This is a genomic window from Methylomonas sp. EFPC3 (assembly GCF_029643245.1).
GTDB lineage: Bacteria > Pseudomonadota > Gammaproteobacteria > Methylococcales > Methylomonadaceae > Methylomonas > Methylomonas koyamae_B.
This window is the reverse complement of the sequence record NZ_CP116398.1, coordinates 2,876,745-2,896,342: the sequence shown is the minus strand read 5'-3', so window position 1 is coordinate 2,896,342 and position 19,598 is coordinate 2,876,745. Positions and strand designations below refer to the sequence as shown.

16 protein-coding genes and 1 rRNA gene are annotated in these 19,598 nt (G+C 50.8%); 16 read left to right on the top strand and 1 reads right to left on the bottom strand.

Features of this window, described 5'->3' with window-relative positions; all coding sequences use genetic code 11:
* The first annotated feature begins 59 nt into the window (after nt 1–59).
* A 5S ribosomal RNA gene (gene rrf, locus PL263_RS12990) occupies nt 60–175 on the top strand.
* 137 nt (nt 176–312) lie between these two features.
* Here the strand turns inward: rrf and PL263_RS12985 are convergent.
* Complete coding sequence (locus PL263_RS12985) at nt 313–672, bottom strand: TlpA disulfide reductase family protein (RefSeq protein ID WP_278209774.1); 360 nt, start codon at nt 670–672, stop codon at nt 313–315.
* Between the two features lie 410 nt (nt 673–1,082).
* Between PL263_RS12985 and amoC the strand changes: the two genes are divergently transcribed.
* The 15 genes from amoC (at nt 1,083) to tssE (ending at nt 19,594) form a co-directional block, all read left to right on the top strand.
* The gene (gene amoC / locus PL263_RS12980) at nt 1,083–1,835 is read left to right on the top strand and encodes a bacterial ammonia monooxygenase, subunit AmoC (RefSeq protein ID WP_140912023.1); all 753 of its coding nucleotides are present in this window, start codon (nt 1,083–1,085) and stop codon (nt 1,833–1,835) included.
* A gap of 116 nt (nt 1,836–1,951) precedes the next feature.
* Nucleotides 1,952–2,701: a bacterial ammonia monooxygenase, subunit AmoA gene (amoA, locus tag PL263_RS12975; RefSeq protein ID WP_140912024.1), complete on the top strand. Its 750-nt coding sequence runs from the start codon at nt 1,952–1,954 to the stop codon at nt 2,699–2,701.
* 87 nt (nt 2,702–2,788) lie between these two features.
* The gene (amoB, locus tag PL263_RS12970) at nt 2,789–4,033 is read left to right on the top strand and encodes a bacterial ammonia monooxygenase, subunit AmoB (RefSeq protein WP_140912025.1); all 1,245 of its coding nucleotides are present in this window, start codon (nt 2,789–2,791) and stop codon (nt 4,031–4,033) included.
* Nucleotides 4,034–4,188: 155 nt separating this feature from the next.
* Entirely contained in the window at nt 4,189–4,587 is a 399-nt protein-coding gene (locus tag PL263_RS12965) for a hypothetical protein (protein WP_140912026.1), read from the top strand.
* A gap of 185 nt (nt 4,588–4,772) precedes the next feature.
* Nucleotides 4,773–6,152, top strand: coding sequence for a type VI secretion system-associated FHA domain protein TagH (tagH, locus tag PL263_RS12960; protein WP_278209773.1), 1,380 nt, complete (start codon nt 4,773–4,775; stop codon nt 6,150–6,152).
* A 53-nt stretch (nt 6,153–6,205) separates the two neighbouring features.
* Nucleotides 6,206–7,546, top strand: a complete 1,341-nt coding sequence (gene tssK, locus PL263_RS12955) for a type VI secretion system baseplate subunit TssK (protein ID WP_278209772.1) — start codon at nt 6,206–6,208, stop codon at nt 7,544–7,546.
* Nucleotides 7,547–7,735: 189 nt separating this feature from the next.
* On the top strand, nt 7,736–8,875 hold the full coding sequence (gene icmH / locus PL263_RS12950; RefSeq protein ID WP_278209770.1) for a type IVB secretion system protein IcmH/DotU: 1,140 nt from the start codon (nt 7,736–7,738) through the stop codon (nt 8,873–8,875).
* Between the two features lie 9 nt (nt 8,876–8,884).
* On the top strand, nt 8,885–12,442 hold the full coding sequence (gene tssM, locus PL263_RS12945; RefSeq protein ID WP_278209769.1) for a type VI secretion system membrane subunit TssM: 3,558 nt from the start codon (nt 8,885–8,887) through the stop codon (nt 12,440–12,442).
* Nucleotides 12,439–13,971 (top strand): type VI secretion system-associated protein TagF, encoded by a 1,533-nt coding sequence (tagF, locus tag PL263_RS12940; protein ID WP_278209768.1) that lies wholly within the window; start codon nt 12,439–12,441, stop codon nt 13,969–13,971. The genes tssM and tagF overlap by 4 nt, the downstream gene beginning before the upstream one ends.
* 513 nt (nt 13,972–14,484) lie before the next feature.
* Nucleotides 14,485–15,519, top strand: coding sequence for a type VI secretion system protein TssA (tssA, locus tag PL263_RS12935; RefSeq protein ID WP_278209767.1), 1,035 nt, complete (start codon nt 14,485–14,487; stop codon nt 15,517–15,519).
* An 86-nt stretch (nt 15,520–15,605) separates the two neighbouring features.
* Nucleotides 15,606–16,088 carry a type VI secretion system contractile sheath small subunit gene (gene tssB / locus PL263_RS12930; protein ID WP_278209766.1) on the top strand — a complete coding sequence of 161 codons (483 nt, stop codon included), beginning with the start codon at nt 15,606–15,608 and terminating at the stop codon, nt 16,086–16,088.
* Between the two features lie 3 nt (nt 16,089–16,091).
* On the top strand, nt 16,092–17,579 hold the full coding sequence (gene tssC / locus PL263_RS12925) for a type VI secretion system contractile sheath large subunit (protein WP_278209765.1): 1,488 nt from the start codon (nt 16,092–16,094) through the stop codon (nt 17,577–17,579).
* Between the two features lie 165 nt (nt 17,580–17,744).
* Nucleotides 17,745–18,227: a type VI secretion system tube protein Hcp gene (locus tag PL263_RS12920; protein ID WP_278209764.1), complete on the top strand. Its 483-nt coding sequence runs from the start codon at nt 17,745–17,747 to the stop codon at nt 18,225–18,227.
* 60 nt (nt 18,228–18,287) lie between these two features.
* On the top strand, nt 18,288–19,094 hold the full coding sequence (locus tag PL263_RS12915; RefSeq protein ID WP_278209763.1) for a type VI secretion system accessory protein TagJ: 807 nt from the start codon (nt 18,288–18,290) through the stop codon (nt 19,092–19,094).
* Nucleotides 19,094–19,594, top strand: coding sequence for a type VI secretion system baseplate subunit TssE (gene tssE / locus PL263_RS12910; RefSeq protein WP_278209762.1), 501 nt, complete (start codon nt 19,094–19,096; stop codon nt 19,592–19,594). Before PL263_RS12915 ends, tssE begins: the two co-directional genes overlap by 1 nt.
* Nucleotides 19,595–19,598: the final 4 nt, after the last annotated feature.

Here is a 19,598-nt window from a genome sequence, read left to right as displayed (position 1 = left end):
GCAAGCGAATAAGCTTGAAACCTGTGCATGACGGCTGCAACAACAGCCTAACCAGTTTGCTTGGTGAACATAGCAAGCGTGAACCACCCGATCCCATCCCGAACTCGGAAGTGAAACCGCTTAGCGCCGATGATAGTGTGGCAGGTTGCCATGTGAAAGTAGGTCATCGCCAAGCTCTTAAACATAAAGCCCGTCTCAGACGGGCTTTTTTTTGCCTAGACTCTTCTCACAGCTGCGTGCGCCATGCGATGGCTCAATCCAGGTACGGGACACGTAAGGCTGCTAATCCGCCTAGAGAGTCGTTCAATTCGACTACATTGCGGCAATTCGTGCTCGCCAGTCCGCTAAATTGAATCGACCAACCACCCGGGAAACGACATTCCTTTCCCGGTCAATCAAAAAACTGCTGGGCGTCAACGATACATCTCCAAAGGCCCTCGCATGGACGCCTTCGATATCCAAGGCTACTGCATACGGCAATTTCCGCATTTCGCTCAACTGCTTTACTCGGCTGGGAATCTCGTAAGGCATCGCTACCGCAATTATTTGCAAACCCTTGTGGGCGAATTGTTGGTGCAAAGCGATTAAATCCGGAATTTCTTCGATACAGGCCCGGCAGTCGGTCGCCCAAAATGTGATCAATACTGGCTGACCGCCCAATTCTCCGAGCACAATTCGCTCGCCACTTAGCGTGGTGAATTCGGCATCGGGGGCTTTGGGGTTTAGACAATGCCTTCTATCGGGACGGAGGATAGCTACTACAAGAGCGATGGGCTATAAGCCAAAGCACTAAAGACAGTCGTATAAGCCATCAATGAATGCATATAAGTCGCTTTTTAAGCTGAAACCGCCCCTGCGTTTATAAGGTGTAGGCCGCAAAATAGTGTATCGAGAGCTAAGTTGAGGAGGCTATTGATGTGAGTGCCGGAAAAAATTGAAATTGTCTTGACAACAATTTGCTAGGTGGTAGACTGCCTCGCACCTTGAGGGACGTGGGTGTCTTCGAAAGAAGTCTGGTAATAAGGAAAAACAAAGAACTCCCGATTCGATCGGGGATTTAGATAATCTTTTAGGAGGTAGAAATGGCTGCTACAACTGAATCAGTTAAGGCTGATGCTGCGGAAGCACCGCTTTTAAATCAAAAAAACCTGTGGGCAGGCGTTGCTCTGTACTTGGTTTTTTATTCATTCATTCGTTGGTATGAAGGTGTTTACGGCTGGTCTGCTGGTCTTGACTCTTTCGCGCCTGAGTTTGAAACATACTGGATGAACATGCTGTACATCGAGATCGTTATCGAAGTACTGTTGTTTGCTGGTATCAACGGCTATATCTGGAAAACTCGTGATCGCAAAGTAATGTCAATCACTCCACGTGAAGAATTGCGTCGTCATTTCACACACTGGACTTGGTTGGTTTGCTACGGTTGGGCTATCTACTGGGGTGCTTCTTACTTCACCGAGCAAGACGGTACTTGGCACCAAACTATCGTTCGTGATACCGACTTTACTCCAAGTCATATCATTGAATTCTACCTGTCATACCCGATCTACATCATCACTGGTTCAGCTTCTTTTATGTATGCAAAAACAAGACTGCCTACATACCATGAAGGTCTGCACCTGATGTACTTGGTTGCGGTTATTGGTCCTTTCATGATTCTGCCTAACGTAGGTTTGAATGAGTGGGGTCACACATTCTGGTTTATGGAAGAGTTGTTCGTTGCTCCATTGCACTACGGTTTCGTATTCTTTGGTTGGGCTGCTCTTGCTGTAATGGGTGTTGTGAACACCGAAGTAATGGCAATTGCAAAATTGCTGAAAAAAGATCTGGCTTAATAGCTTATCTTTAAAAAGTAAAATACTATCTCCTTTCCTGCCGCTGCTTTAGCTGGTGGCGGTAGGATAAAGAGAAGTGAAAAAAATATAATTTTAATTCTTTAGGAGGTAAGCTAATGAGCGCATCTCAATCAGCTGTACGTTCTCGTGCGGAAGCGGTTCAAGTTTCCCGTACGTTTGACTGGATGATTCTTTTTACACTGTTCACCGCGGTTCTGGGTGGCTATCACATTCACTACATGTTGACCGGTGGTGACTGGGACTTCTGGACCGACTGGAAAGATAGACGTCTGTGGGTTACTGTAGCTCCTATCGTTTCTATTACATTCCCTGCGGCTGTTCAAGCTTGCTTGTGGTGGAGATACCGTTTGCCAGTTGGTGCAACTCTGTCTGTAGTTGCTCTGATGGTGGGTGAGTGGATCAACCGTTACATGAACTTCTGGGGTTGGACTTACTTCCCAGTTAATATTTGCTTCCCATCTAACCTGCTGCCAGGCGCTATCGTTCTGGACGTGGTTCTGATGTTGGGCAACAGCATGACTCTGACCGCTGTAATCGGTGGTTTGGCATACGGTTTGTTGTTCTACCCAGGCAACTGGCCTGTTATCGCTCCGTTGCACGTTCCTGTTGAATACAACGGCATGATGATGACTTTGGCTGACTTGCAAGGTTACCACTACGTACGTACCGGTACACCTGAGTACATCCGTATGGTTGAGAAAGGTACATTAAGAACTTTCGGTAAAGACGTTGCTCCTGTATCAGCGTTCTTCTCCGGTTTCGTTTCTATCATCATCTACTTCTTGTGGCACTTCTTCGGTCGTTGGTTTGCTAAAACTGACTTCATCGCTGACGACGCTTCTTAATTTGAAGTAGTAAGAAAATGAACTTGGCGGCAATATGTCGCCGTCAAAAAGTCTTAATTTAATTTCTCTAGTAATAGAGGAGGAAATATGAAAATAATAAAAGACAAAGTTGCAAAACTGTCCTTTGTCGCACTGTTGGTTGCAATGGCAACAGCGATGTTCTACGCTCCAGCAGCATCTGCTCATGGTGAAAAGTCACAGGCTGCGTTCATGCGTATGCGTACTATTCACTGGTTTGACCTGAACTGGTCAAAAGAAGAAGTGGCTGTCAACGATACAATGACAATTTCTGGTAAATTCCTGGTATTCGCAGGCTGGCCAGAAACTGTTGATAAACCAGAAGTTTCATTCTTGAACGTTGGTATCCCTGGTCCAGTATTTATTCGTGCTGGTTCTTGGATCGGTGGTCAACTGGTTCCTCGTTCAGTTTCTTTGGAACTCGGTGAAGTTTATGAGTTTAAAGTTCTGTTGAAAGCTCGTCGTCCTGGCGACTGGCACGTTCACTCAATGATGAACGTACAAGGCGGTGGTCCAATCATCGGTCCTGGTAAATGGGTAACTGTAACTGGTTCTATGAGCGAGTTCGTAAACCCAGTAACCACTTTGACTGGTCAAACCATCAACTTGGAAAACTACGCTCTGGATAACGTTTACTTCTGGCACGCTGTATGGTTCGCAATTGCGTTCGCATGGTTGCTGTTCTGGATCAAACGTCCTATCTTCGTTCCACGCCATATCGCTGTAAGCACTGGCAAAGCAGATTCTTTGATCTCAGCTGGTGACAAAAAAGTCGGTATGTTGTTCGCTGTTGGTACCATGGTAATCGTAGCGGCTTCTATGGCTTCTACTAATGAAAAATACCCTGTTACTACTCCGTTGCAAGCTGGTTTGTTGCGTGGTATGAAAACTTACCAAATGCCTGAGTCAACTGTTTCTGTAAAAGTTGATGATGCTACCTATCGTGTTCCTGGTCGTGCAATGCAAATGACCTTGACCGTTACAAACAATGGCGATTCTGCTATTCGTTTGGGTGAGTTCAACACTGCTGGCGTTCGCTTCTTGGACCCTGCTGTTCACGAAGACGACACCAACTATCCTGATGACTTGTTGGCCGAAGAAGGCTTGTCTGTTAGCGATAACAGCCCGCTGGCTCCAGGTGAAACCCGCACTATCGAAGTTACCGCTTCTGATGCTGCTTGGGAAGTTTACCGTCTGGCTGACTTGATCTATGACCCAGACAGCCGTTTTGCTGGCTTGTTGTTCTTCTGGGATGCAAACGGCAACCGTCAATTGGTAACTGTTGACGCTCCGCTGATCCCAACTTTCATCTAATATTTGAAAGTGTTCTAGGTTTGTAAAAACTTAGGATTGAAAAACAAACCCCCGCTATTGAAAGATAGCGGGGGTTTTTTTTGGAGTAAATTTCTGATAGAACACATAAATCAATGTTTTAATCGGAATGAATATTTGAGTTTAAGAGTACAGAGATGAAGAAAGTAATGTTAGTTTGTGCGTTATTTTTATTGGTGGGGTGTGCGGAAAAGGAAGAATATCAAAATGTGGTGTTGGAACAGATGAAAGGAGATAAAGATATTAATGACTACAAAATAGCGCCCGAAAAGATGACAAAATGCGTAGTCCAAACTTCATCGTCAAATATGCCGGGATTGTTTTTTTTGGATCCATTGCGTAGGCAAGCGTATAAAAACTATACAAAGATGTTGCAGCTCAATAAAGCTAGCGACCCCAAAAAAAGCCTAGATGAGTTAAGGCAAGAGTTTGGCGACGCAAAGAAGCTCTCGGAAGCGCATTCTAATTATGTAGAAAGTGTGGTTGATTGTATGTCCAATCTAGTTTCTTCTACAGAAGAAGCTCAAAATAAGTAATGGCGCCCGTTCTAGATCACTTATTCGGAAACCGCAAGATAGTCTGAGAGATAAGCTTAATTATTGATGGGATGTGATGTTGGCAAAATTAGCAAAAGCGAGTCGGGAGTTTTCCAAGCAAATGCATTTGCCAATTCTCTGCCTAATACTATATTAATACAATTGTCTGATATAGGAACTTGGTCGTGACGCTAAGATTAGTAGTGATCTCATATAAAGGTACTAGATTAACTGATAATGTAGTCGCCGAGTTTAATCAATCGGGTGGGGCAATAGGCAGGAAAAAAGAAAACACCCTGGTGTTAGGCGATCCGGAAAATTTTGTATCAGGTCGTCATGCCGAAATTTTGTATAACAATGGGCAATATCAATTAAAAGATATTAGTAAAAACGGTACGTATTTGGTTAATGCTAATGTCCAACTGAATGGCGAATCGATTACATTAAATGACAAAGAAGTTTTGCGAATAGGCGAATATGAGGTTTTAGTTGAAATAGACAGTGATCCTGCGGATATTTCAGCTATCGATTTTTCCGAGTTCGATAGGGGGCCTTTCTCTCAGGCTATCATGACGGAGGCGGGAGCACCTTTTGGCACTGAATCGGTTTCGGTCGGACTCGAGAAACTCCCGGAAGACACTGATAGACAATTTCCGCCGAGTCAAGCGTTTCAAGACAGTTTTTCGGTGCCTAACGTCTTGATGGAAAATTCAGCACCGCCAGTTCAACCGGCTAAAGATATTGCCCAATTTCTGAAAGGGTTAGATGCGCTGGAGGATCCCAGACCTTTTGACATACCTGTTGTCAATGGTGCAGCCTCAATCGATAAGCGATTCGCCGTTGAAAATTTTCCACAAGATGTATCCCCTCTATCGGGGATAGAGTTGACCGAGCAGGCAGATCGAATAGCGCCTGAGTTACCGCAAGCGAGCAGTGTCTCTCGAGATAGGCAAGAGGAGGTTAGCAGTGTTAACGCAAGCCATCCAGGCGCAATCGACAATAGCGAATTGCTCAAATGTTTTTTGCAAGGTGCGGGGATTAGCGACACAGATTTTTTGCAAGAATCGCAGCGCCGCCAAGCGATGATTTCGGCTGGCCAACTCTTCAGAAATTTGATTGAAGGCTTGATGGACGTTCTGCGGGCACGCGCAGAAATGAAAAGTGAATTTCGTGTTTCTGTAACGACAATCCGGTCAACTGAAAATAACCCGCTAAAATTCAATCCTGATGTAGAAAGCGTGCTTAAACTCATGCTATCGCCGAATAACCCGGCATTCATCTCCCCGGATGTCGCAGTAGCAGAAGCATTTAGAGATATCAAGTATCACCAGATGGCGATTACCGCGGGTATTCAAGCTTCTCTTGCCGAAATGATGAGAAGATTCGAACCGGATACCTTTGAGAAAACGTTGGGTGAAGGATTAGTGTTTCAGAAGAAGGCGAGATGTTGGGAGCTTTATTGCGAAAAATATCCGGAATTAAAGTCCTTGGCGGTCAATGAGTTTTTTGGGGATGAATTTGCTGACGCATACGAGAAGCAGATGAATTTGTTTAGCCGGCGCTGAGCTTTAGCCTGATTAAATTCCCATCTTAAGCCTATAACCGAGATCAACAGAGTATGTCTATCAACAATAAGATTGTTTGGACTGAAGGCATGTTCCTCCGGCCTCAACACTTTCAGCAACACGACCGTTATCTGGAAGCACTGGTCGATGGACGTTGCCGTGGAATCAGAGCGCACGACTGGGGTTTTTCGACAATCGAGATTGACATCGCCCAATTGGCAATAGGTAAGATTTGCTTGAGCGAGGCGAGGGGTATCTTTCAAGACGGTACCCCATTTTATTTGCCACACGAAGATGAATTGCCATTACCTTTAGACGTCCCGCCAGGTACCAGTAATGAAATCGTTTACTTATCTTTGCCGTTGCAGCGACCTGATGGTGTTGAAGTCGATAGCGAGCAAAACCCCGATGGGTTAGCACGCTATCGTCTAAACCATCGGGACGTCAGAGATAATAACGCTGGATATGATGGACGTTATCCGGTCCAAATAGCGAGTATACGTCCGAAGTTGTTGTTGAGTTCGCAAGAGCGCTCCGGATATTTGTGTTTGGGGATTGCGAATATCGTTGAAGTACGGGCGGACAAAACCGTCGTGTTGGATGAAAAATATATCCCTGTGACGCTGCAATCTATGGCTAGCCGTATCCTAGCTGGTTTTGTACGCGAGTTGCAGGGATTGCTGCATACTCGCGGTGAGGCGTTAGCAACCCGAGTGGCGGGTGCCTCACATGGTGCCGCTGTGGCCGAAGTAGCGGATTTCATGTTGTTGCAAACGATTAACCGCTACGAACCGTTACTCGAACATTTAGCAGCAGACAGCTCGCTGCATCCGGAAAGCCTATTTTCTCTATGTTTACAGCTAATGGGCGATCTGGCGACTTTTTATCGTTCAAGCAAGAGACCGATCGCCATTCCGCCTTATCAACATGACGATTTGCGTTGCAATTTCATTCCATTAATCGACGAGTTGCGGCGTTTGCTGAGCATGGTATTGGAGCAAAACGCGATTCAAATACCGCTCACCAAACACAGTCAATCGGTTTATTACTCCGGTCGCCCAGATGTAAGACTACTGGAAAATGCGATCTATATACTCGCTGCCAATGCTCAAGTATCCTCGGAAATGCTGCGTATGCATTTCCCGCCCCAGGTTAAGATCGGTCCGGTTGAAGAGATAACGCAATTGGTCACCGCCGCATTGCCTGGAATTTCTATCCATCCACTGCCGGTTGCGCCGAGGCAATTGCCATACCACGCAGGATGTTCATATTTCGAGCTCGATAAACAAAGTCCTTATTGGAAAAAAATGGCCGAATCGGGCGGATTTGCTTTTCATATCGGCGGCAATTTTCCAGGTCTGGAACTGGAGTTTTGGGCAATTAAAAAAGGGTAGGCTGCAATGACGCAAAATGGTCCATTCGGTGATGACGACAAAACCGTGTTACGCCCGTCGCCGGGCGGGCGTATGCCTGACTCCGCCACGATCAGTCGGGCTGTACAAAAATCGGTAACCCCGCCACCTGCCAGTTTTCAAAATCTGCCGCCAATAAGCGCGTTGACGTTATCGGCATCCGCTTCGTTCTTGGATTTGGCTGCCGGCCTACTTTCGCTGGCCGCCAGATTAAAGACAATGGTCGCGTATTCGGCAATCGACGAATTAAAACAAAAACTCGCTAAGGAACTCAGCGAATTCGAGAACCGTGCACTTGCCTCAGGTTTACAACAAGAGCAAGTGCGTATCGCCAGCTATGGCCTTTGTGCCTTTCTCGACGAAATTATCCAGAACACCCCGTGGGGATCACAAAGCAATTGGGGGCATCAAAGCTTGTTGATCGTGTTTCACAAGGAAGCCTGGGGGGGAGAGCGATTTTTTCAGATTCTCGATCAATTGGTAAGACAACCTGCACAAAATTTGGCTTTGATCGAGCTTTGTTATGTTTTATTGAGTTTCGGTTTCGAAGGCAAATACCGAATCATGGCTAACGGTATGAACGAGTTGGAAAAGCAACGGCTTGAACTATACCAATTGATCCAACGCGTTCGCGGAGACAGCCCGCCGGAATTGTCACCTCGCTGGCAAGGCCAGAAAACAGCAGTACAGCCGCTGCTAAACCGTATCCCTTTATGGGTGTTCGCAACCATAGCGGCCGGATTGGCCTTGCTGTGTTATTTGGGCTTTGTGTTCTTTATCAACGCCGCCTCAGATCCAACCTACAAAGAACTGCTCAAGTTGAGTAAGGAACCGATTTCGCTGGCTGCGCTGGAGTCTACTGCGCCGGCCGTCCCGGCGAGCCCATCGCCGATGCCAAACCGGGCGCAACGTTTTATTCCGCTATTGCACGACGAGATCGCCAGCAACATGGTAGAAGTAGTCGACGATAGCGTTATCCGTATCCGCAATTCATTTCCATCAGGTAGCGATCAGGTTAAACCCGAATTCATTCCGATGTTGAAAAAGATCGCTAAGGAACTCGAGAATCAGCAAGACTCGATACTCGTCACCGGGCATACAGATGATAAACCCATCGTGTCAGCCCGGTTTCCCTCCAATTGGCATTTGTCGACGGCGCGAGCCAAGAATGTATTGGCTATTTTGGTCGCTTCCGCTCAGTTGCGCGGAACCGCCCGGGCCGAGGGGCGCGCAGATGGAGAGCCGCTGGTGCCCAACGACAGCGCAGAACATCGCGCGCTTAACCGCCGTGTCGACATCCTGATTAAGTGAGAACTGCTCGTGGAACGGATATTCAATTTCTTCAAACATAAATGGGTGTTGGAACTGATCGGCATACTGTTCCTATCGCTAATGATCTGGTTTATCGGGCCGCTGGTGGCAATTGCCGGTGTCGCGCCGTTGGAATCTGAATTGGCCAGAGGAATAACGATCGGGGTATTAGTATTTGTCTGGCTGATTTATCGGCTATTGGCCTACCGCTTCTCGCAACAACGCGACCATAAGCTGATGGCCGATTTGGCCGGAAAGGAGGGCAATGATAGTGCTAACGATACGGAAGCCGCCGCCACCGCAGAGTTGGATATCTTAGGCCGAGGTTTTGAACAAGCGTTAGCGTTGTTGAAAACTAGTGGGGGTAAGCAACAGCGAAGTACCCAATTTCTGTACGAAATGCCTTGGTATGCAATTATCGGTGCGCCGGGGTCCGGTAAAACGACAGCATTGATCAATTCCGGTTTGCACTTCCCGTTGGCCGAGCGTTTGGGTACGCATTCGGTGAAAGGCGTCAGCGGTACCCGCGATTGCGATTGGTGGTTTTCCGACGAAGCGATATTGCTGGATACCGCCGGCCGCTACACCACGCAAGATAGTCATAAAGAGGTGGATGCGTCCGCTTGGCAGGGTTTCCTGCTGTTGCTTAAAAAATACCGGCCGCGCCGGCCATTAAACGGCGTATTCGTCGCGGTCAGCGTCAGCGACTTGATGCAACAGTCGGAAGAAGAATTGCGGCAGCATGCGGCGGCGGTCAGGCGCCGGATCATGGAGTTGAACGACCGCTTGGGTGTTCAGTTACCGGTTTACGTGTTGTTTACCAAAGCCGACTTAATTGCAGGTTTTAACGACTTTTTCGCCAACTTGACCGAAGACGAACGCAGCCAAGTATGGGGCGAAACTTTTCTGCGTACCGAAATGGCCACCGACAATCCGGCCGAACACATCCAGCAATTCGGACGTGGTTACGACGAGTTGATTGAGCGACTGACTCAGCGGCGTCTGAAACGGATGCAGGAAGAACGTGATGTTCAGCGGCGAGCGGCCATTTTCGATTTCCCGCAGCAAATGATGCTGTTCAAAACCGTTGCTACCGATTTTTTGCAGGCTACGTTTTCCACCAATCGTTATGAAGAACCGTTTCTATTGCGCGGCGTGTACTTCAGCAGCGGCACCCAGGAAGGCACCCCTATCGACCGCATCATGTCGGCGCTGGCCGCCAGTTTTAGACTCGAGCGCCAAGCAGTTCCTTTATTGAGTGGCCGCGGCAAAAGTTATTTTCTGACCAAATTGTTGAAACAGGTGGTGTTTCCGGAAGCGGACCTGGTCGGCACCGATCCGCGGGTGGAGCGCCGATATCGCCTGATGACGTTTGCCGCCTACGGCGCTACCTTTGCGTTTGTTGCAATCGCCACCATTGTTTGGTCAATCAGTTTTACCGCCAATAAAATGGCGATAGCCGACGTCGACAAACAAATCGAAGCCTACCGTGCCAGTAATATCGTCGCTCAAGACGCCCGAAGCGGATTTTTGGCCTTGTTGCCGAAGCTAAACGCACTGCAGGCGGCGGGCGATGTTTATCGCCAAGCCGGCTGGAGTACAGGTTTTGGATTGGATCAAGGCGACAAGATCGGCTCCGGTGTGGACATGGCCTACCAGCGCTTGTTGAGGGAGGGCTTTGCGGTACAGATCGTCCAGCGCTTGCAACAACGCATGCAGAGCGACGAAGGTAGCAACCTGGATGTGTTATACCAGTTATTGCGAGTTTATCTGATGTTCGGCGAACCCCAACGGATGGATGTCAAGGTGGCTCAGCCCTGGATCAAGCTGGATTGGGAACAAATGTTCGCCACCGATCCGGAAACTCAAGCGAAATTGCAGACCCATTTGGATAATTTGCTGGCTTTGCCGTTGGATCCTGCCGCGATCGATAACAACTTTGTCGGCGCGGTTCGCAACAAACTGAGCCAAATACCGTTGGTCAATCAAGTCTACAGTCGCTTTAAAAGCGAGGCTTTGTTTGACCATAGCCACGATTTGATCGTTGCCGCCCAATTGGCGCCAAATGGCGGCCGGGTTTTCGTTGCGGCCAATGGCAAAGAGTTGGACTCAATCGTGGTGCCCGGGGTGTTCACCGCTTATGGCTATACCGAGCTGTTTTTGAAAAAGGGTATGTCTTACGTCAAGGAAGCCAGCGAACAGAACTGGGTATTGGGTGTCGAAACCGGCAATTCCTTGACCGAAATCGACCGCTTGTACGGCGATTTCAAACGGTTGTATCTGGCCGATTATCAAAAAGCCTGGGATGGCGTCTTGGCCGCGGTCAAATTCCGGCCGCAAGCCGGGACCAGCCAGCTGGTCGACACACTGGATCTGTTGTCCAGACCGGACTCGCCGTTGAAATTGTTGCTGGAGTTGGTCGAAAAAAATACTTCACTGAGCAAACTCTCGGCAGACTTGGCCGACAGCCTGAGCAAAGCCGCCGGCGCTGTCGCGGTGCCGGAGGCCGCTACCCAGAAATTGTTGGCGATGGCCAAACAGAACGAGCAAGGCATCGATCCGGTTAAAGCGTTAGAAGCTTATTTCGAGCCGTTTAACGCGCAAGTGCGCGGCGGTGCCGACCGTCCGGCGCCGATCGCTTCGGCGCTCTCCAGTATTAAAAATCTGCATGACTATTTGATGCAAATCGGCTCGGCCAGCAATGCCGGCGGCCAGGCTCTATCCACCGAAGCTGCCAAAGCCGCAGGCGGCGGCATTGATCCGCTGCAGGCGGCGAAGATGGAATTCGCCCGCTTACCGGGGCCTATTGCGGCCTCTTTAAACGCCTTGACCGCCACTGGCGGTCAACAAATCAAGAGCGGTGCAAAAAACCAGCTCAACGAAATGTTGAAAACCGCCGTAGCAATTCCCTGTAAGGCTGCCTTGTCCGGCCGCTATCCATTTGCGAAAAATACGCCTCAGGATGTGTTGTTGGCCGATTTTGGCAAGGTGTTTGCGGCTAACGGTATCGTCGACCAGTTTTTCAATGCCAATTTGAAACCTTTCGTCGATATTGCCGCTGTGCAGTGGCAAGAACTTAAATCCGATAACGCTCTGGGCTTGGCCCCGGCCAGCATTCGCCAATTCCAGATTGCCGCCAAAATCCGCGATGCGTTTTTCCCGGGTGGCGGTGCCGTGCCGCAAGTCCAGTTTGAATTGAAGCCGCTGTCCTTAGACGACCGGGTCGGGACTTTCCGGCTGAATGTCGAAGGCCAGGAATTGGTCTATCGCCACGGGCCGGAACAGCTGACTAAATTTCAATGGCCGGGAAGCAATAACAGCGCCGGAGTGCGAGTGGTATTCGAAACCCTGGACGGCAAACAAGTCAGCCGTGCCAAAGACGGGGCCTGGGCGCTGTTTCGTATGTTTGATGAATTCAACATTGAGCCGACAGGCCTGCCTGACCGCTTCAATCTGACCGTGCAAGTAGAAGGCCTCAGCGCCCGTTTCGAATTGCACGCCGCGAGCGTAAACAATCCGTTCGGCATTAGCGAATACCAAAGCTTCCGCTGCCCGGAGGCCTTGTGACGAATGTCGAACCGGCAACAGTCGGTTTTTTCGGCAAAGTTCCTAGCTTGGGCGATTTTGTTAGCCGGCGCTTGCCCCGCCAATTCATCGAGCCCTGGGACCAATGGTTGCAATCGTCGTTGCGCGCCAGTCAGGATTCGCTGGGCGACAAGTGGCTATCGTCGTTTTTGGTCAGTCCTTTGTGGCGTTTCGCCCTCGGCCCCGGAGTTTGCGGCAACACTGCCTGGGCTGGCGTGATGATGCCCAGTGTCGACCGGGTCGGACGCTATTACCCGTTGACTTTGGCGCAGCCGGTGCCGAGCGACGCCGTGATGGGTTTGTTCCTGCCGGAGACGGATTGGTTCGCGCAATTGGAGGATGTGGCGCTGTCAGTTTTGGGCGAGTCCTTCGATTTGGAGGCATTCGACGCAGCGGTATCAAGTATTTCCTGGAACCGGCACGGTCCGGCCCATTATTTTCAAGGCAATTCTGATGCGGATTTCCGCCAACCCCAAGGTAAGTGGGCCGTTGGCTTCGAAATGCGTGATTTATCGCAAAGCGGGTTGGCGTATCCGTACTTGAGCCAAGCCTTGATGGCGAGGTTTTTAACGTGCTACAGCGTGTGGTCTTCGGCCGGCACCCAGGCCGGCCCTGCCAATCTGTTGTGTTGCGAAGGTTTGCCGCCCATCGAGACATATGCCGATTTTTTAAAAGGCATCCCGCAAACCACGCGCTCCTGGCAATTACACAGCCATAAACAAACTTTGGAATCTCGTCAGATCAATCCGGCGGTCGTGACAAAGACCGAAATGGCTGCCGAATCGCCCCCGGCTACTCCGAGCTGGTCTTCCCATGGTGTAAGCGTGGTTGGCAATAAGCGCAAACACAACGAGGATGCGATGCTGAATTCCCCGACGCAAGGGCTATGGGTCGTTGCCGATGGTATGGGAGGACACCAGTCAGGTGACCTGGCCAGCCGGCTGGTGGTTGACAGTCTATCGGCCATGGCGCCCACTGAGAGTTTAGACGGACAAATAGAAGCGGCATTAGCGCGTTTGCAAAAGATCAACGAAGATCTACGCCGTTTTGCCTCCGGCCTGCAGCAGGGCGACATCATCGGTACCACGGTTGTGGCGCTTCTGGCCTGCGCGGCGGAATGCGCCGCGATTTGGGCGGGGGATAGCCGGCTGTACCAACTGCGCGGAGGGCGATTCCGGCAACTGACCCGCGATCACACGCTATTAGACGAATTGATGGATTCAGGCTTGATGACTCGGGAAGTGGCCGAGCAGCAGGTCGGAGCGAATGTGATTACCCGTGCCGTGGGTGGACAGCAGGATCTGGTTTTGGATGTGCTGAGATTCCGGGCCGAGGCGGGCGACCGTTACTTACTGTGTAGCGATGGCTTGGACAAAGAATTGAGTGAAGCCGAAATCGCCGCTTCGCTGGCGCTCGGCGATTGTCGGGAAGCCACTGATAGTCTGATCGATCAGGCCTTGGCGCGCAGCGGTAGGGACAACATCACGGTCGTTGTCGCCCAATTCGGCTGAAAGCCCTGTCCCAGACTTTTACCCACGCCAGACGGCTGGCCGGTGTTGGCCGTTAGTCCCCACCTCAATTTACCAAATCCCGTATCGGGTACGACATATCGTGCCAACTGTGCGTTTAGACTTGATCGCCTGGCAGGTCCCGACTTTATGCGCTATTTCAATAATTATTATCTTTCAATCGCTTAGCTTTTGATTGCCGATAAGCCGGCTTGGTTGGCATATTAATTGTGATAGTCCCTATCGTTGAGCGCCGATTGCTCAATTCGAATGAGCGATGAATCCGGCAAGCACGTTTATTTCGATTTTCGGCACGCGTCGTAAAAGCGGCTACACTGGAAGCGCCGCAATCTGGGTAGAGCATGCCGGGAATTATGTTAGGCGACGTAAATTTGTAACCCTGATGGGTTAATAATCAGTTGCGCCATGGCCGCATTTTCGGATCGCAACGCTAGTTGCGGCTCGGCTGCCTTGTTTGCCGCTGGTGCTGGATTTTACCGATTTGGAGAATAGAACATGGCCGATTTATCAGGCTTGTTAAACGAAATAAGCCCGGATAACCCCTGCGGCGACAACTTGGAATATGACGCCGCCCGGATTGCGTTGGACACCGATATTCAGGGCACGCCCGAAAATCAGTTTACCGGCGAAAAAGCGATGCCGCCCAACTGGCGCGATATCCAAAAACAAACCCTGGCATTGTTGGAGAGATCCAGAGATCTGCAGGTGATTTTGTACTTGATCAGAGCGTTGATTCCGTTGGAAGGCTTGACCGGTTTTCGCGACGGGCTCGGTCTGTTGCAGGAGTCGGTGAATCGGTATTGGGATAGCATTCACCCGCAACTCGACCCGGACGACGGCCTGGATCCGACGTTGCGGATCAATATCATCGAAGAGTTAGTGAATTTCGATTGGATCATCCGGCCCTTAAGTTTGACGCCGCTGGTCGAATCCAAAGCCGTAGGCCGTTTCTGTTTACGCGACATTCAGTATGCGACCGATAAGTTGGAGCCGCCGGAAGGCGTTGCCAAACCCGATATCAACGCCATCAAGGCCGCATTTTTGGATGTGGACGGTGAGGAATTGGGCGCAACGTTCCGGGCGATCGGCGAGAGTATTGCCAGCGTGGCGCAGTTAGAGAATTTTGTCAGCGAAAAAGTAGGTGTTGGCCAGGGCGCCAATTTGTCGGCGCTCCGATCCTTACTTAAAGAAATCAGTTACCAGTTCGACCAACTCGCCGGCAGCCGACTGGAAAGCGAAGCCGAAAGCACCGAACAGAATGCCGAGCAAGACGAAGTCGGCGCAACCGGTGGCAGCGCCCCGGCTAAAGTCAAACAAGTGTCCGGGGCGATAGAGTCGCGTGCGGATGTCGTTCGGACGTTAGACTTGCTCTGCAAATATTACGCCGACTACGAGCCTTCTAGCCCGGTGCCTATTTTGTTGCAACGTGCCAAGTATCTTGCTACCGCGGATTTCCTCAGCATAGTCAATAACCTGATGCCGGATGCGCTGTCGCAAATTGATCTAATCAAAGGTCCCGATCTGAACTAAAGTGTTACTGTTGTTTACTATTTCAACTGGAGAAGAACATGGCTGAGAGTAGTCAGAAATTTATACAGCGAAACCGGGCGCCCCGGGTGCAGATTGAATACGATGTCGAATTGTATGGTTCGGAGAAGAAGGTACAGTTGCCGTTTGTGATGGGGGTGATGTCCGATTTGTCCGGCAAGCCTTCCGAACCGTTGGCTCCCGTGGCCGACCGCAAATTGCTGGAAATCGACGTCGACAATTTCAACGATCGTTTGAAATCGATGAAGCCGCGCGTTGCGTTCCAGGTCGCCAATACCCTGACCGGCGAAGGCAATTTGAGCGTCGATATCACCTTTGAAAGCATGGACGATTTCTCGCCGGCCGCGGTCGCGAAAAAGGTCGCCGGTCTGGATAAAATCCTGGAGGCCAGAACTCAGCTGTCGAATCTGATCACTTACATGGACGGCAAAACCGGCGCCGAAGAACTGATCGCCAAACTAATTAACGATCCGACCTTGCTGCAAACCTTGGCGGCATCGGCCAAGCCAGCCGAATCCGGAGCTGAAACCACCGAAGGGCAAGGGGAATAAGCCATGGCAGAATTAGAATCGCAAAGCGCGCAAGGTGCAACCCAAACCCTGGAGTTCGACGATTTCTCCGCATTGCTGGCCAAGGAGTTCAAACCGGGTACCGAGGCGGCGAATCAGGTCAATACCGCCGTAGCGACCCTGGCCCAATACGCCTTGAAGGACGTCGCGAAAATTTCGGACGATGCCATCAAATCGATCCAGGCCATCATCGCCAGTCTGGACCAAAAAATCACCGAGCAGTTGAACTTGGTCCTGCATCACCCCGATTTCCAAAAACTGGAAGGCGCATGGCGGGGACTGCATTATCTGGTTAACAACACCGAAACCGACGAGATGTTGAAAATCAAGGTGTTGAATATTTCCAAAAACGAACTGGGCAAAACCCTGAAAAAATTCAAAGGGACCGCCTGGGACCAAAGTCCACTGTTCAAAAAACTGTACGAAGAAGAATACGGCACCTTCGGTGGCGAACCTTTCGGTTGTTTGGTCGGCGATTACCATTTCGACCACAGCCCGCAAGACGTCGAATTGCTCGGCGAGATGGCGAAGATCAGCGCTTCGGCGCATACGCCTTTTATCTCCGGTGTCGCGCCTTCAGTGTTGCAAATGGAAAGCTGGTCTGAACTCGCCAATCCGCGCGACTTGACCAAAATTTTCCAAACGCCCGAGTACGCCGCGTGGCGGTCGCTACGCGAATCGGACGATTCACGCTATATCGGTTTGGCAATGCCGCGCTTCCTGAGCCGTTTGCCTTACGGCTCCAAAACCGATCCGGTCGAAGAATTCGATTTTGAAGAAGATACCTCCGGAGCCGACAGCGGCAAATATACCTGGTCGAACGCGGCCTACGCGATGGCGGTCAACATCAACCGCTCGTTCAAATATTACGGCTGGTGTTCGCAGATTCGCGGCGTCGAGTCCGGCGGTGCAGTGGAAGGTTTGCCGGTGCATTCGTTTCCGACCGACGACGGCGGCGTCGATATGAAATGCCCGACCGAAATCGCGATTACCGACCGCCGCGAAGCGGAACTGGCGAAAAGCGGATTCATGCCGTTGCTGCATAAGAAGAATACCGACTTTGCCGCGTTTATTGGCGCACAGTCCTTACAAAAACCGGCCGAATACGAAGATCCGGATGCAACCGCCAACGCCAATTTGGCCGCGCGTCTGCCTTACCTGTTCGCGACCTGCCGCTTCGCCCATTATCTGAAATGCATCGTCCGCGACAAGATCGGTTCTTTCAAGGAAAGGGAGGATATGGAGTCCTGGTTGAATACCTGGATCAGCCAATACGTGCTGACCAATCCTGCCGTTGCTACCGAGAAAGACAAAGCGAGACGGCCTTTGGCCGGCGCCGAAGTGGTGGTGGAGGAAGTGGAAGGGAATCCCGGCTACTACCAATCCAAGTTTTTCTTGCGGCCGCATTACCAATTGGAAGGTCTGACGGTGTCTTTGCGTCTGACATCTAAATTGCCGTCGCAGAAAGGATAAATTGGATTGCTCGATCGAGCCGGATGCCTTGCGGATTGTTGTGATGAGCATTCGGCTCGCCGCGGTGAGCGGCAAGAAATTTTATAAATCCCGCATTGCCGGGACCTATAAATCCCGGGTGGCATACCCGTTTGTTTTAATGACCAAAGTGGAAAGGAGAGCAGTATGATTTTATTGAAATTTGCAACCGAAATTAAAGGCGACAGTACCGTCGAGGGCCACGCGGATTGGATCACGATTGATTCCCTGTCATGGGGCGTAGGCCGTGCGATCAGCACCAGCGGCGCCGGTAAAGACCGGGATACCAGCAATCCGTCTTTTTCGGAAGTGGCCATCACCAAAAGCATGGACGTTGCCTCAGTGGACTTGTGGATGCAGGCCATTTGCGGCAAAAGCTTGGGCACTGCGACGATTCATTTCATTCAAACCGGCGGTGCCGATACCAAACAACAGGTCTATTTGGAGATCGAACTTTCGGAAGCCATCGTCAGCGGCTATAGCCAAAGCAGCGGCGGCGAGCGTCCCTCTGAATCGATCTCCCTCAACTTCAACCAGGCCAAAATGAAGTACAGCACCTTCGGCGAAGGCAAATCAGCTACCGCCGGCGCGTTCAAAGGCTGGGACTTGAAGAAAAACCAAACCTTTTAATCGCCGTCCCCGGCAGCGTTTGCGTTGCCGGGGATATTTTTCCGATCTATTGGAGAAGTCATGCTCAGTGTTTCGCAACTGATCGCAAACGGAGAACTGGATCCCGCTTTGCAGCAAACGCAGCAACAGATTCGCCAGAATCCGGCGGACGCCAAACTGCGGGTTTTATTGTTCCAGTTGTACTGCGTATCGGGCTGGTGGGACAAGGCTCTCAACCAACTCAACGTGTTGCGCGATCTGGATGCATCCACTCTACTGATGGTCAGCACCTACGAGCAGGTTTTACAGTGCGAGGCCTTGCGTAAGGAAGTATTTGCCGCCCGCACCACACCACTGATTTTCGGCCAACCGCAGGAATGGATGGCCCTGATGCTGGAAGCGTTGAAATTGGAAAGTGACGGCAACCACCCCCTCGCAGCGGAATTACGCGGCCGTGCCATGCAACAGGCGCCGGCTACGCCCGGCTCCATCGACGGTACCCCATTCGCCTGGATTGCTGATGCCGACGTTCGGCTCGGTCCCAGTCTGGAGGCGATTATCAATGGCCGTTATTATTGGATTCCCTTCATGCAAATCAGCAAGATTCAGTTGGAACAGCCGACCGACTTGCGCGATTTGGTCTGGCTGCCAGCCCATTTCACCTGGGTTAACGGTGGCGAAGCCGAAGGCTTTATTCCGTCGCGTTACCCCGGTTCGGAACTGGCCGACGATGTCCGGATTCGCCTGTCTCGACTCACCGACTGGCAGTCGGTGGCGGCAGACGCTGCGCACGGCCTTGGCCAACGTTTATTGGCGACCGATGTCGACGATTATGCGCTGTTGGATGTGCGCAGCATCGAACTGGCCGCCGCAACGGAACCGCAATAATGGCCGATTTGCTTCACGCTGAGCGGTTACAGCCGTCCTTGTTGGACCGCTTGACCGACGATGCGCCGGAGAACCAAAAAGAAAGCCGGGAACAGCGCGTCATGTCGATGCGCCAGCTCCGGCAAAGCGTACTGCGCGATTTAAGTTGGCTGCTGAACACGGCGGCCTTGGAAAGCATGATCGATCTCGGCGACTACCCGTGCGTGGCGAATTCGGTTTTGAACTTCGGTTCGCCGGTGTTTTCCGGCGTATCGGTAACAGGGATCGATGCCAAACAGATCCAGAAAAAGGTTAAACAGGCGATAGCCAGTTTCGAACCGCGCATCCTGCCGGATTCGCTATCGGTGGAACTGGTGAAGGACGATGAGGAAATGAGCAACAAAGCCCTGTCTTTTACTATCGAAGGCGACCTGTGGGCGCAGCCCTTGCCGATTCATTTGTTTATCCGTAGCGACCTTGATCTGGAGACCGGGGAAATGAGTATTCAGGAATTGGATTAAGCGG